Origin of the sequence: Pseudostreptobacillus hongkongensis (assembly GCF_001559795.1) — a bacterium.
Lineage (GTDB): Bacteria > Fusobacteriota > Fusobacteriia > Fusobacteriales > Leptotrichiaceae > Pseudostreptobacillus > Pseudostreptobacillus hongkongensis.
Map to the genome: position 1 here is coordinate 28,888 of NZ_LOHY01000154.1, position 14,417 is coordinate 43,304.

Below are 14,417 nucleotides of genomic sequence, written 5' to 3' on the forward strand. Positions count from 1 at the left end.
TTCTCCTCCTATATTAATCCAAGTAATTTAATTACTTCAGATTTGTCTGTAGCATTTATTAAGTCTTCTAATATTTCTTCTTCATATGAAAGTTTTGAAATCTTTTGTAATAAATCTAAATGCTCTCTTTTAATATTTTCAGGAGAAGCTATCATAAAGAATAATTTAGATGGTTCACTATCAAATGAATCAAAATCAATACCTTCTGGTACTATAGCTAAAGATAGAGCAAGTTTTTCAACTGCTGGGCTTTTAGCATGTGGTATAGCTATACCATCTTGCATACCTGTTGAAGTTAAATTTTCTCTTTCTATCAAATCTTCTACAAATGTATCAAACATTCCTTCTTTTATGATATCATTACTTGTTAAAAACAATTCAGCCATTTCTTTAAGAACTGCTTCTTTATTTTTAGACTTTAAGCCAAATACTATTCTATTTTCAACTAAAAAATCTGTAATTTTCATTATTACTTACCTCTTTTAAATTTTTTTAAAATATCTTCTATTATATATTCTTCGCTTAATTCACTCATGTTATATATTATATAATCATTTCTTTTATTAAACCAAGTCATTTGTCTTTTAGCATAATTTCTAGATTTTTGTTTAATAAGGTCTACTGCTTCATTTAAAGTAATCTCACCCTTAAAGTAACCAAATAATTCTTTATATCCTATAGATTTATTATCAGGATATTTATTAAATATATGTTTAGCTTCTTCTATTAAACCTTTTTCTATCATTATATCTATCCTTTTATTTATTAAACCGTATAATTCTTCTCTATCTCTAGTTAAGAATATTTTCAAAAAATTATAATCATTATTTTTATTATTTTTCTTTACTATTTCACTCATTTTTTGACCTGAGATATAGTAAATTTCTAAAGCTCTTACAACTCTAACTTTATTTAATTTATCTATTGTATTGTAGGTTTCTTCGTCAAATTTTTTCAACTCTTCAACTAAATCTGATAATTCCATTTTTTCTAATTTATCACGAATTTCATTATTTTTTTCAGGAAGATCTGAAAAACCATCAGTTAAAGATGAGATATATAGTCCCGTACCTCCTACAACTAAATAATTTTTGTAATTGGTATTTAATATATTATTTGCATCTTTTTCAAAATCTCCTACTGAATAATATTCATCAGGATTAACTATATCTAACATATAGTGTTTAATACCTTCCATTTCATCAGGGAGTATCTTTGCTGTTCCTATATCAAGCCCCTTATATATTTGCATAGAATCTGCAGATATAATATCAGCATCTAATATTTTTGCTAACTTTAAAGAAAGTGCAGTTTTACCAACCCCTGTTGGACCTGCAATTACTATAGCATTATATAACATATGTAAATTCATATCCTGCTATAATTATAGTATCTCCCTCTACAACTCCATTTTGTTCAAGAATTTTTTCCATTCCTAATTTTCTCATTATCTGTAAGAATTGTATTATTCCATCTTCACCTATAAGAACATATTTTTTAAGTACATTGTTAACAATTTGACCTCTTACTTCATATACATCTTCAGCTAATCTTTCTACTATCCAATCATCTTGTTTTCTGACAAGATCTGGAAGTAGTATATCAAGATCTGCTTCTTCTTCAATAATTTCACGAGGTGTATCTCTAACAAGTTGCCAAACTTTAGATAATAGTTCTTTTAATCCTTCTCCAGTTAATATAGAGCCAAAAAGTATATTTTCTTTATTAATTCCTCTTTTAATTAAGCTATCTTCAAAACTTTTTATAACTTCATCTTTTTCATCAAATACCATATCTAATTTATTACAAAATACTATTTGCTCTTTTTTTATTAATTTTTCAGAAAACTTTGATAACTCATAATTAATTTTATCAAAATCATCAACTGGATTTCTTCCTTCTATTCCTGATATATCAACTATATGAACTATTATTTTACATCTTTGTATATGTTTTAAAAATCTATCTCCAAGTCCTACACCTTCATGAGCCCCTTCTATAAGTCCAGGTATATCGGCTATAACAAAACTTTCCTCATCAGACATTCTAACAACTCCAAGTTTTGGTTTAAGTGTAGTAAAGTGATACTCTGCAACCTTAGATTTAGCAGCTGATACTTTGTTTATAAAACTAGATTTACCAACACTTGGATATCCAACTAATGCAACATCAGCTAAAAGTTTAAGTTCTAACTTAACTTTAAGTTCCATACCTTCTCTTCCAGATTCAGCAATTTTAGGAACTTTTCTAACAGATGATTTAAAATGTATATTACCACGTCCACCATCTCCACCTTTAAGTAAAACAACTTTCTCATTAGGCATATCTAAATCAACTAACAGTTGATCTGTTTCAAAGTCTCTTATCATAGTTCCAACAGGTACTTTGATTATACAATCTTTACCTTGTGCCCCATTACAACGAGCACCGCTTCCTTTTTCTCCATCTTCTGCTTGAAATATTTTTACAGTTTTAAAATCTACTAAAGTATTTATATTTGGATCAGCTATAAAGATGATATCTCCACCTTTACCACCATCTCCACCATCAGGTCCACCAAACTGAACAAATTTTTCACGTCTAAAAGTAGCGGCTCCATCTCCACCTTTACCTGATTTTATAGTTATTATACTTTCGTCAATAAACATTTATTCTCCACTCTTTTTAATTAAATTTTCTATAAGTACACCTTCAGGTACAGAAGTAACTACTTTATCTGTTACAGCTTCTATTCTACCATTCATTGCTGAAGTTGCTCCAGCTGCTATATCATAAAGTCTTTGTCCTTCTTCTCTGTTTAAATTTTCTATACTAAATGTTACCATTGCTTTTTCTTTTATTAAATTAACTATAGTTTGAGAATCAACTATACTTTGTGGTTTTAATACTACATATTTTAAGTTTGACATAACTTTAACCTCTTCCTCTCTTTTACTAAAGAATTTAATTTTATTTTCTGGTTTTTCTTCCTTTACTTCTACCTTTTCATCTATTATATCTTCATCATCTTCTTTAAACCAATTACTAAAAAATCCCATATTTCCTCCAATTATTTATTCATATTTTATCAGTATACATTATACACCTATTTAAGATTTTTGTAAAGTTATATATACATATTATGTAAAAAATACAGACATTATAAAAATATCTGTATCTATACTTATTAAAATTTCTTAGTTGTCATTTTATCAAAATATTTACCTAATTCTTTCTTATACTTTTCAATATTTTTCATCCACTCAGCTTCTTCATTTGAATTTAGACTAATACCTTTAACACCTACCGTATGTCCCCAACCTCCATAAAACACTACTATATATCTTTTTACTGCTGGTTTAGGTATACTTAACTTAGAATTATCATCAAGCTCGCCTTTAAATAAAATTAATTTACCTTGAAAATCTTCTGCACCTTCTTCATTAAATACTTCTTCATTTCCATCATAAGCTACATCACTTAAAATATATATAGTTTCTCCTTCTGCAGTTTCTCCATTATCAAATCCTGCACTAATATTTAAAACTCCTGTTTCTTTATCAGATACCTTAACATCAAGTATAGGTGTATGTGCCATTAATACTCCTGTTAAAAATACTGAAATTGCTAATATTATCTTCTTCATATTTCCTCCTATTTTTTTAGTAATTCTTCTAAATTTTTAGTATTTTCTTTTAATATATTTATGTATCCATCTACATCCATTATATCATCATCATCTAAATCTAAAGGAATATTCCCTATATTTAATTTAGTATAATATGCTCCACTTTCCGTTAATTTTTTCTGCATATCCTTACTTATACTTTTAGATGAAACTACCTTATTTATTCCTGTTTCTTTCATAGTCTTTTTAATAGTATCTATACTTGAATTCAAAGGTAAATTTTGATGATAAATTTCTAATGAATCTAATAAATAGTCAAGTTCTGAATCACCTAATTGTATAACCCCAAGATCTAGTCCTTTTTCAAGTACATTAGACATGAAACTTTCATATATACTTAAGAATTCTGTTTTTAATTTATCAGAATTTTGAATTATCTGATCTTTTTTATCAGGATAAAGTTCAGATAAATCTTCTTTTAATATATCTATCATTTTATATATATTAGAAAATTCAAGCCATACATATTTTAAATCTCTTCCCATATAATCAACTTTGCTACTTAAAACTAAACTTGAATTATCTCTGTAACTATACGTTAAATCTATATTAACCACCTTTATATTATATCTTCTAGCTTGTTCATATAGAAAATCATCATCTAAACTGTGCGTTAATGTAACTACTGCATCAACATCTTTAAATATTTGTTCTTTATTTTCTAAATTATCAAAACTAATTTTTTGTTTAAACATATCAGTATAACTATCAAATACAGATTCAACTTCTATACCTGTATTCTTAGTAACGCCCTTACTTAAAGTATAACTAACCTGATTTGAGGTTAATATTTTAGCACCAAAAGATAAATTTGTTGCCAATAATAATATAGCTGTTATTTTCTTCATTTTATACACCTTCTTTAAACTTAGATGAAATATTTTTTATAAGCATAGTTATAAAAAATATTATTGCTGATATTATAATTATAGCTGGACCTGAAGGTACAGATAAATCAAATATAAGTGGTAATAGTATACCTAAAATACAACTTAATGTTGAAAAAACTATACTATAACTTACAAAAGAACTTATTGATCTTGATAAATTCTTACTTGCAGCCGCTGGTATTAAAAGTAATGCTTCAACCAAAGCTGCACCTATTATTTTAACTGATGCTACAGTAATTATTGTAATAATTAAAACAAACACATATTCTAAAAATATTACATTTATACCTTTTACTGTAGCTAAATTACTATTAAAACTTGAAAGTAATATTTTGTTATACCAAAATATAACTAAAAATATTAATATTATACTTGTAATTAGTAAAACTAATAAATCTAAATCTGATACAGTTAATATAGAACCAAAAAGAACTGATTCTAACATGTGAGAATTAACTTTACCTGATATGTAGATTATAAGTATAGCACCCACTGCAATAGATATGGATAAAAATATACCTATCAAAGTATCTGTCCCCATTTTCGTTCTATTTCTTGTGTAGTTTATAACTATACCAAATATTATACAATAACTAAATAACATTATGTATGGTGAATTATATGATTCACCCAACAGTACTCCTATTGATATTCCAGCTAATGCTGCATGTCCTATAGACTCTGAAAAAAATGCCATTTTTTTAATAACAACCATAGTACCTATACCACCAAGTATAGGACCTATAAGTAATGTTGCAATTAAAGAATTTATAACAAAAGCATATCTAAAAAATTCAGGTAAATATCCACTATCAACAAGAGATACAAAAAACATTCTAATTGATTCCATTTTATCTCCCTTATGAAAATATATCAAAGATTCTATCTTCAATTAATTCTTCTTCTGGCTTACCTGTAAATAAAACCGTTTTCTTTATACAAGTTACCTTATCTGCTATCCCAACAATTTGCTTTAAATTATGATGTATCCAAATTATTGTTACACCTTCATTTTTTAATTCTTTTATACGTTTTAAAAAATATGTTTCACAAACTGTATCTATACCATTAAATGGTTCATCCAGTATTAATAAGTTAGGTTTAGGATATAAGGCTTGGGTAAGTAATACTCTTTGTAATTCTCCACCTGATAAAGATCCTAATAACCTATCTCTTTTATCATACATATCTATTTCTTTAAGCATATCTTCAATTTGATCTTTAACTTTACGACTAGTTCCTAAAAAACAAGGTTTTTTCTGATATATCATAGTTAAAAAATCATTTACTGTTATAGGAAGAGTTTTATCAAATTCTAAATTTTGAGGTACATATGATATCTTTTTTTCTTTATCATATCTTAACTCTATTTCTCCCGTATGAGGAAGCAGTGATAATATAGTCTTTACAAGACTTGATTTACCTCCTCCATTAGGTCCTATAAGACAATGTATACTTCCACTTTCTACAGTAAAATTAATATCTTTAAGTATTTGATTACCGCCTAAAGTTAAAGATAAGTTTTTGAATTCTATTTCTATTCCTTTATTCATACTAATTCTCTTTTCCATTATTAATATCACTACCAGTTAAAGACTTAACTTCTTTAAATTCAGTAATATTATCAAATACTTCATTTGTATCATTTAATTTCTTTTTTAAGTAATATATATTATTTTCTACAGTATTATTAACTATTCTAGATTTTAAAATAAAGTTTCCAACTGTTTTATCTCCACTAATACCTATATAATAAACATATCCATCTTTTTCTACTTTAAACCAGTTAAATTTACCCTTACTTTCCCATAGTTCATCTTTAACAAAAGGATATACTCCTTCTTCATTCAATTTATCTATATCTTCAAAACCTTCATTTAAAGCAAAATTTTCAAGTTCTACAGAATAATTATATAAATCTGAATAGATGTTATTTTCTATAGTATTAAAATTTTCAAAACTACTTATTTCATCTACTTTTAACTTAGTTTCTGTATCATCTGATCTAGTAAATAAGACTAATGTTATAGAAAATAATAATATAAAGAAAACTACAACTACAACATAAAAATTTTCTTTTTTGTTATTTAAAGGTTCTACAATTTCCTTTTTCAAATCATTTCTCCCTAATATTTATTAAATAAAGTATAACATTTTTACACCTCAACTTCAAGTTATTAAAATCAGTCTAAATATATACAAATACACGTTTTTTAAAGACTTTTTGATATTTATTTTTTTTAGTATTATATTTATACATATAAAAAAAACTGAACCCTAAGGCTCAGTTAATTTATTTAATCATTATTTAGTGTATTGAATTTTAACTCCCTCAACTCTAACTTCAACACGACGGTTTGGTTGTAAGTCTTTCTTAAGTTGAGTTAAGTTTTTGTTATTACTGTAAACTAATGGTTCAGATTCACCTTTACTTGATGCTTTAATGTTTGCAGTAACTCCTAAATCTTGTAATAATTTCTTAATTGTATCAGCACGTCTTTGACCAAGTTTCATGTTATATGCATCTGATCCTAATCTATCAGTATGTCCTATAACTTCAATTCCGAATACTTTAGAATATACATTATTTAATTCAGCTGCTAAGTTTTCAATTTCTTTTCTTCCTTCAGGTAATAAATCAGCTAATGCATATTTATCAAATTTGAATAATCCATCAGCACTTAAAGCTTTTACGTAAACTTCAGGTTTTGGAGCTTCTACTTCTTTAACTACTGGTTTTTCAACTATTACTTCTTTAATTACTGGTTTTTCAACTATTACTTCTTTAATTATTACTTCAGGTTTAACAACTTCAACAGGTTTTTCAACTATTGGAGCTGGAGTGTTGTCTAATTGACCTACTCTAAATCCTGCTGTTAATCCTACTTTATTGATAACATCTGATTTATCTTTATCCGCTGGGTTATTTGCAGCTTCTTTTAATACTTCATTCCCTATGTGAGTTCTTGAAGCTAAAGCTTCTACTACGAAAGGACCATATTCTCCATTAACACCTACTGCGTAGTATAATCCACCTTGTCCAGGTTTTTCTACTGAAGATTTGTTTACATCTCTTACGAATGCATATCCTAATTTACCAACTATAGCTAAAGGAGAATCTCCATTTTCAGCTTGTAATACATTAGCTTTAACTATACCGTAAACTGGTACGTGGTGTACTCTTTTTCCTTTGTTAGCATCTTGATCTGCTACACTTTCGAATCCATATCCATAAGTTTTGTTGTTGAAGTTATATTCAACCCCTGCTCCTAATTCTACTTTGTATTGATTTACTGGGAATAATTCAGCATTTAAAACGAACCCTCTTTGTAAATCACGTTTGTCTTCATTACTACTAAAGAATTCATCTTCTTTAGCTTGTCTTCTGAATACATCATAACCACCTTTTAATTGCACTTCAACACCTGCAACGGCATTTAATGAAACTAAAGCAGTTAATAATAATAATCCTTTTTTCATATTATCCTCCTACTATTTTACTATATATTTATATTTTCAGTAGTATTATACTACATTTTTCCTATAAAGTCCACTTTTTTTTATAATTTTACAATTAATTTGTTGCCTTTAATGGTGTTTTATCAACCAATTGTTCAAAAATTCTTGATCTTGCTGAATCATGATATTGATTAGCTTGTTTAATATTTTTATTAACTGGTTCAACTCCATATTTAAAGAACATAGGTATTTCTACAGCTATATCTTCTATATAGTGTTTTTCCCATGCCTTATATGCTTCTGCTCTGTAATTTGCATCAGTAAGTCCTTTTTTATCATTTAATGCTTCTAATAACTTATCATTTTCATCATCTACAAAACGAGGGAAATTAAATCTCGCTGTTCTTGATGTAGACTGTGCTGGATCAAGTGAAGTTCCTACTGACCATCCTCCTATAAACATATCAACATCATCAGAATTTGCTTGTATCTTGTCATAAAGTACATTTATATCTAATAATCTTCCTGTAGTAAAGTCTACTTTAACACCAATTTCTTTCCAGTATTGTAATAATGCTTGAGCAAACGGTTCTGATATATCGCTACCTCCAGCCATTGCTAATTTAATTTCTAAATTCTTACCATCTTTATCAACTATTCCATCACCATTAGTATCAACATACCCTGCTTCTTTTAATAATTCTTTAGCTTTTTCAGGATTATATGGATAGCCTACTAAATCTTTGTTATAGTATTTATTAAATACAGGTGGTGTAACTCCATTAGCTCTAGTTCTTAAACCTTTGAAATATGCTGTTGCAATTTCATCTAAATTCATAGCATAAGCCATTGCTTGTCTAATTCTCACATCTTGTAAAGGAGTTTTTCTATCTTGTACATTTTGTTCTGTTTTTTCATCAAAATGTCCTAAATTAAACATTAAATAGTTATATGATAAATCATAACCTCCTATTAATGCTACGTTGTTAAAGTCCTTATATTTTTCATATATATCTGATGGTAATCCCCAATAAGTAAAGTATTCACCATTTTTTAAAGACTCTAAAGCTACTTGAGATGTAAGAGTTTTAAGAAACACTTTATCAACTTTAGCTTTACCTAAATAGTAATATTCATTAGGTACAAGTTCCATAGATTCTCCTGGAACTAATTTAGATAAAACATATTTACCGTTAGATAAAGGTTTTTTTCTAACTTTATCTGAAGTAGTTAAATTTTTTACCGGTATATCTGATAAATAGTGTTTAGGAATTATTCTTGATAATCCAATTAAAGCACCTCCACCAGATATTAATTTTGGACTTAAACTTTCCATATGAATTCTAAGTTCTGTATCTGATACTTTCTCAAGTCCAGAAATAGTTTTAGCCTTACCTTCATGATATTCTTTCATACCAATGATTTTACCATGTTCTAATGGATCGTAAGTAACTCCTGTATAATCTGGATGTCCTAATACTTCTGCTGTATAAATTAAGTCATCTACTCCTAAAGCATGACCGTCAGACCATTTTAATCCATTTTTAAATTTAATAATTATTTCATTCTTATCTGTATCAAAAGTATATGTTGCCATACCACCTTCAATACCCATTCTTTCAAAATCTTCATTTTGCCAGAAGATTTCATCATTCATTAAAGCTACTAATCCAAAATCAGTTGAATCTGAAGCAAATAAAGGATCAAATATTCCTTTAAATGGACTACCTGTTACAAGTCCTATACTAAATGTTCCACCTTCAATAGCATTTTTATCACTAACATATTCCATTGGATATTTTAATTCTAATTTTTCTCCGGCTTTTTCTGACTTAGCCTTACCAGGAGCACATGAAGTTAATAATCCAAGTGAAGCTACTATCAAACTAAATGATAATAATTTTCTCATCTATCCTCCTAAAATTTATTACTTTATTAAGTATATCATAAATATCAATATTTTTATAGTTAATATATCCTATCTACATCTATTTTTAAATTATCATCAATAATTTCACCCTTATTTTTACTTAAGTAATTTTCACAAAAACTTTTAGCTATAGATATTTCCTTTATATTCTTTATTATATCTACTAATTTCAACTCTGAAAGTCCACTTTGCTTTATACCAAATATTTCTCCTGTATCTCTTAATCTTAAATCTTCTTCAGCTATTTTAAATCCATCATTTGTATTTTCCATAACTGTTAATCTTTCTTTAGAAACATCATTCGTTGTATTTGAAACCAATAGACAATATGAATCATGGCTTGATCTACCAACTCTACCTCTTAATTGATGTAGAGAAGAAAGCCCAAATCTTTCAGCACTTAATATTACTATAACACTTGCATTTGCAACATTTACACCTACTTCTACTACTGTTGTTGAAACCAGTATATCTATCTCACCTTTATTAAATGAATTCATTACTTCTTCTTTTTCTTTAGATTTTAATTTTCCATGTAAAAGTCCTATAGTATATTGCGGGAATATTTCATTATATAAAACTTGAGTTTCCATTGCTGATGATAAATTTAACTTTTCACTATTTTCTATAAGTGGAGAAACTACATAAACTTGTCTTCCTTCTTTTATTTTACTATCTATAAAATTATACATTTTTGTTAATTCTTTTTCATTTTTTATCCACTTAGTCTTAATAGGTTTTCTTCCTACTGGTTTTGTTGAAATTATAGAAACATCTAAATCTCCATATATGGTTAAAGCCAAAGAACGTGGTATAGGAGTAGCACTCATAACTATTAAATTAGCATACATCCCCTTATCCCTTATTTTATTTCTCTGATCTACTCCAAATTTATGTTGCTCATCAATTATAATCAAACCTAAATTTTTAAATTCTAATTCATCTTCTATTAATGAATGAGTTCCTATAACTATATCAACATCACCATTAAGTATATTTTCATAAATTTCTTTTTTCTTTTTGCCTTTAACACTTGATGTTAATAATTCTACTTTTACATCTAGTTCCTTGAACTTTTCAACTACATCTAGATAATGCTGACTTGCAAGTATTTCTGTGGGAGCCATTATTACACCTTGATAACCATTTTCTACCATGTATAGCAAAAGAATTAATGATACTACAGTTTTACCTGAACCAACATCCCCTTGAATCAATCTATTAATGATTTTACCATCATTTAACTCTTTATATATATTGGTTATAACCTTTTTTTGATCTGAAGTTAGTTCAAAAGGTAATCCTGAAATATATTTTTTAACTAAACTCCTATTATCATTTAAAGAATATTTTTTAGTGTTATTTAAGCTTTCTAAGTATCTATTTTTCAATATTTTCATTTCAAGTAATAAAGATTCTTCATAAATAAATCTCTTTACACTTTCTTCATAATCTAGCTTACTTTTAGGGAAATGCATATTAATTATTGCTTTTTTTCTATCTATTAACTTGTTCTGAACTATATATTCTTTAGGTAAATTTTCATCAAATAAAAACATATATTTATTTATCGCTTCTTCTATTATATCAGATATCTGTTTTTGAGTTATACCACTAGTTAATGGATATATTGCATCTTTACCCATAGTATCCTCTAAATAAGCAATATTATCACTATTTTTCACCTTATATATCAAAGGATTAACTATCTGTAAAAATCTACTTTTTCTAACCTTACCAGTAACCCTAACTAAACTATTTTCAATAAGTTGTTTTGAAATATATTTATTGTTAAACCATACAAGTTCTATAATCCCATTATTTTCATCTAAAAGTTTTGCTTTAACCATCTTCTTACCTGAAAAATAGTTAGTTTGTATCATATGTAATTTACCAACTATTATTACATTTTCTCCATCTCTTAACTCCGATATTTTTTTTAATTTAGCCTTATCCTCATAAGTTCTTGGAAAAAAATATATCAAATCTAATAAAGTTTTTATTCCTAATTTATTAAGTACTTTAATCTTATTATTCTTCTTGTTACCTAATTTTTTTAATTCAAAATTTGATATATCATCATAAATTTTATTATACATACTCACCTACTTTTTTAAAAGTAAAAATTCTTCTAACTTACTAAACGCTCTACCTCTATGACTTATTGTATTTTTTTCTTCCATACTTGCTTCACCAAAATTTTTATTTAAATCATATGAATAAAATATTGGATCATATCCATGACCATTATCACCTTTTAACTCTTTTGAAATTTCTCCAAAACATTCACCTTTAAAGAAATGAGTTTCTTCAGTTAAAGGATTATATAAAGTTATAACACTTACAAATTTAGCTTTTCTTGTACCGTTTTTTTCATTTACTAATTCTATCATTTTATTGCATTTCTCGTTATAATCCTTAGCTTCAGGAAAATATCTTGCTGAATATATTCCAGGTTCACCATTTAGATCATCTATACATAAACCTGAATCATCAGATATAGTAATCAGTCCCGAAGCTTTTGCCACTACTTTTGCTTTAATTAATGAATTCTCTTCAAAACTATTACCATCTTCTATTATTTCTCCAACATTAAATTCTTCTTGTGATATTATCTCTAACCCTAACTTATTAAACAACTTTTTAAATTCTTCTAATTTTCCTTTATTTTTAGTTGCTAATACATACTTCATTTTTACTCCTCCTATGAATACAGAGAAAACCAAACACTAGTGTTTGGCTTTAATCTCATTTATTACTATATCGTATCTATATCCCCTATTTAATAGCTTACGCATAAGTTTTTCATCTTCTAATTTAATATTTTTCTTTATAAATTCCTGTATATTTTTTCTTTCAATTTCACTTAAATCAATTTCAGAATTAACTTCATCCATAGCATCTCTAATAATATTATCATTAATACCTTTTTCTTTTAATTTATATCTTAATTTATTACTTCCTATCGCCTTATTTATTCTAATATAGCTACAAGCATAAGAAAAATCATCTAAATAATTTAGTTCTTTTAAATAAATGACTACATTATCTATCAAATAGTAATTATCTTTAGAGTATTTCTCTTTTAATTTCAACTTCAATTGAAATTCAGTTCTTTCCTTTAGATATATTAAATATATAGATTTAACTTTCATTGATTCAAATATTATTTTTTCATATACATCAGATATATCCATATCTTTTTTTAAATTAAACATACTTACTATATCTTTATTAACATCAATTATTTCTTCATTATTAAGATAAAGTTTATTCATCTGTATTTTCAATATCTTCATTTCTACCTGCAATATCTAAACTTGCTAATACCTTTTCTTCTATTTGTGCGAATAATTCTTTATTTTCCTCTAATAGTTTTTCAACATTAACTTTACCTTGACCAAGTCTTTCATCACCAAAACTAAACCAAGAACCACTTTTTTTACATATTCCTTTTTCAAGAGCTATATCAAATACTTCTGTTACATGCGATATTCCTTTTCCATACATAATAGAGAATTTAACTTCTTTATGTGGTGGCGCTACCTTATTTTTAGTAATCTTAGCCACTGTTTCATTCCCTATAACTTCATCACCTTGTTTAATAGAACCTACTCTTTTAATTTCCATTCTAATTGTTGAGAAAAACTTAAGAGCTCTTCCTCCAGAAGTTGTTGTAGCAGGAATACCCCCAAATGAAAATCCACCTATTTTTTCTCTAACTTGGTTTATAAATATCATTGCTGTTTCAGATTTAGCTATACTTCCTGTTAGCTTTCTTAATCCTTTAGACATTAATCTTGCTTGTAATCCCATTTGTTGTTGATGCATTTCTCCTTCTATTTCTTCATTAGGAACTAAAGCAGCAACAGAGTCAACAACTATAACATCTACTGCATTACTTCTTACTAACATATCAGCTATAGAAAATGCTTGCTCACCTGTATCTGGTTGAGATATTAATAATTCATCAACATTAACCCCTAAAGCTTTAGCATAAACTGGATCTAGAGCATGTTCAGCGTCTATAAATGCAGCAAGTCCACCTCTTTTTTGTGCTTCAGCTATAATGTGTAAAGCAATAGTTGTTTTACCAGAAGATTCATTACCATATATTTCAATTATTCTTCCTCTAGGTATTCCACCCACACCAAGTGCCATATCAATATTAATACTTCCTGATGGTATAGTCTTTATATCAAGTTTTTGAGTTTCACCTAGTTTCATTATAGCCCCACTACCAAATTCTTTGGTAATTTGATCTAATGCTGATTTTAATGCTAGCTCTTTATCTAAACCTTTTTCTACTTTTTTAGCCATTTAAGCCCCCTATTCTTTTTTTAATTTTTATTTAATTTATTATAACACTTTTTAAAAATAGTGTCAATTAGTTTTTGTAACAAATATATAACAAGTTAATTAAAATAAAAAGGTGAATTAACACCTTATTTAGTTTGGCAACTACCTATCT

The 14,417-nt window shown here is 27.0% G+C and carries 15 protein-coding genes; all 15 read right to left on the minus strand.

Translation table 11 applies throughout. The features are described from left to right. Positions 1-8: 8 nt before the first annotated feature. Entirely contained in the window at positions 9-467 is a 459-nt protein-coding gene (locus AYC59_RS07310) for a PTS sugar transporter subunit IIA (RefSeq protein WP_066896967.1), read from the minus strand. Positions 468-469: 2 nt separating this feature from the next. Beyond that, positions 470-1,360, minus strand: coding sequence for a tRNA (adenosine(37)-N6)-dimethylallyltransferase MiaA (miaA, locus tag AYC59_RS07315; protein ID WP_066896993.1), 891 nt, complete (start codon positions 1,358-1,360; stop codon positions 470-472). Next, positions 1,350-2,648, minus strand: coding sequence for a GTPase ObgE (obgE, locus tag AYC59_RS07320; RefSeq protein WP_066896969.1), 1,299 nt, complete (start codon positions 2,646-2,648; stop codon positions 1,350-1,352). Before obgE ends, miaA begins: the two co-directional genes overlap by 11 nt. Continuing rightward, positions 2,649-3,038, minus strand: a complete 390-nt coding sequence (sepF, locus tag AYC59_RS07325) for a cell division protein SepF (RefSeq protein ID WP_066896971.1) — start codon at positions 3,036-3,038, stop codon at positions 2,649-2,651. A gap of 128 nt (positions 3,039-3,166) precedes the next feature. Beyond that, complete coding sequence (locus AYC59_RS07330; RefSeq protein ID WP_066896973.1) at positions 3,167-3,625, minus strand: hypothetical protein; 459 nt, start codon at positions 3,623-3,625, stop codon at positions 3,167-3,169. A gap of 8 nt (positions 3,626-3,633) precedes the next feature. Continuing rightward, positions 3,634-4,515 carry a metal ABC transporter solute-binding protein, Zn/Mn family gene (locus AYC59_RS07335; RefSeq protein WP_066896975.1) on the minus strand — a complete coding sequence of 294 codons (882 nt, stop codon included), beginning with the start codon at positions 4,513-4,515 and terminating at the stop codon, positions 3,634-3,636. 1 nt (position 4,516) lies between these two features. After that, positions 4,517-5,407 (minus strand): metal ABC transporter permease, encoded by an 891-nt coding sequence (locus AYC59_RS07340; RefSeq protein ID WP_066896994.1) that lies wholly within the window; start codon positions 5,405-5,407, stop codon positions 4,517-4,519. Between the two features lie 10 nt (positions 5,408-5,417). After that, positions 5,418-6,110 carry a metal ABC transporter ATP-binding protein gene (locus tag AYC59_RS07345; RefSeq protein WP_066896977.1) on the minus strand — a complete coding sequence of 231 codons (693 nt, stop codon included), beginning with the start codon at positions 6,108-6,110 and terminating at the stop codon, positions 5,418-5,420. A gap of 1 nt (position 6,111) precedes the next feature. After that, a complete protein-coding gene (locus AYC59_RS07350; RefSeq protein WP_066896979.1) occupies positions 6,112-6,672 on the minus strand; it encodes a DUF6162 family protein in 561 nt (186 codons plus the stop codon). Between the two features lie 189 nt (positions 6,673-6,861). After that, on the minus strand, positions 6,862-8,037 hold the full coding sequence (locus AYC59_RS07355; RefSeq protein ID WP_066896981.1) for an OmpA family protein: 1,176 nt from the start codon (positions 8,035-8,037) through the stop codon (positions 6,862-6,864). A 94-nt stretch (positions 8,038-8,131) separates the two neighbouring features. After that, a complete protein-coding gene (locus AYC59_RS07360; RefSeq protein ID WP_066896983.1) occupies positions 8,132-9,925 on the minus strand; it encodes an ABC transporter substrate-binding protein in 1,794 nt (597 codons plus the stop codon). 59 nt (positions 9,926-9,984) lie between these two features. Further along, positions 9,985-12,045, minus strand: a complete 2,061-nt coding sequence (recG, locus tag AYC59_RS07365) for an ATP-dependent DNA helicase RecG (RefSeq protein WP_066896985.1) — start codon at positions 12,043-12,045, stop codon at positions 9,985-9,987. 6 nt (positions 12,046-12,051) lie between these two features. Continuing rightward, a complete protein-coding gene (gene rdgB / locus AYC59_RS07370) occupies positions 12,052-12,639 on the minus strand; it encodes an RdgB/HAM1 family non-canonical purine NTP pyrophosphatase (RefSeq protein WP_066896987.1) in 588 nt (195 codons plus the stop codon). Between the two features lie 36 nt (positions 12,640-12,675). Further along, complete coding sequence (locus AYC59_RS07375; RefSeq protein WP_066896989.1) at positions 12,676-13,245, minus strand: regulatory protein RecX; 570 nt, start codon at positions 13,243-13,245, stop codon at positions 12,676-12,678. Continuing rightward, positions 13,217-14,266, minus strand: a complete 1,050-nt coding sequence (recA, locus tag AYC59_RS07380) for a recombinase RecA (protein WP_066896991.1) — start codon at positions 14,264-14,266, stop codon at positions 13,217-13,219. The genes AYC59_RS07375 and recA overlap by 29 nt, the downstream gene beginning before the upstream one ends. Positions 14,267-14,417 lie beyond the last annotated feature (151 nt).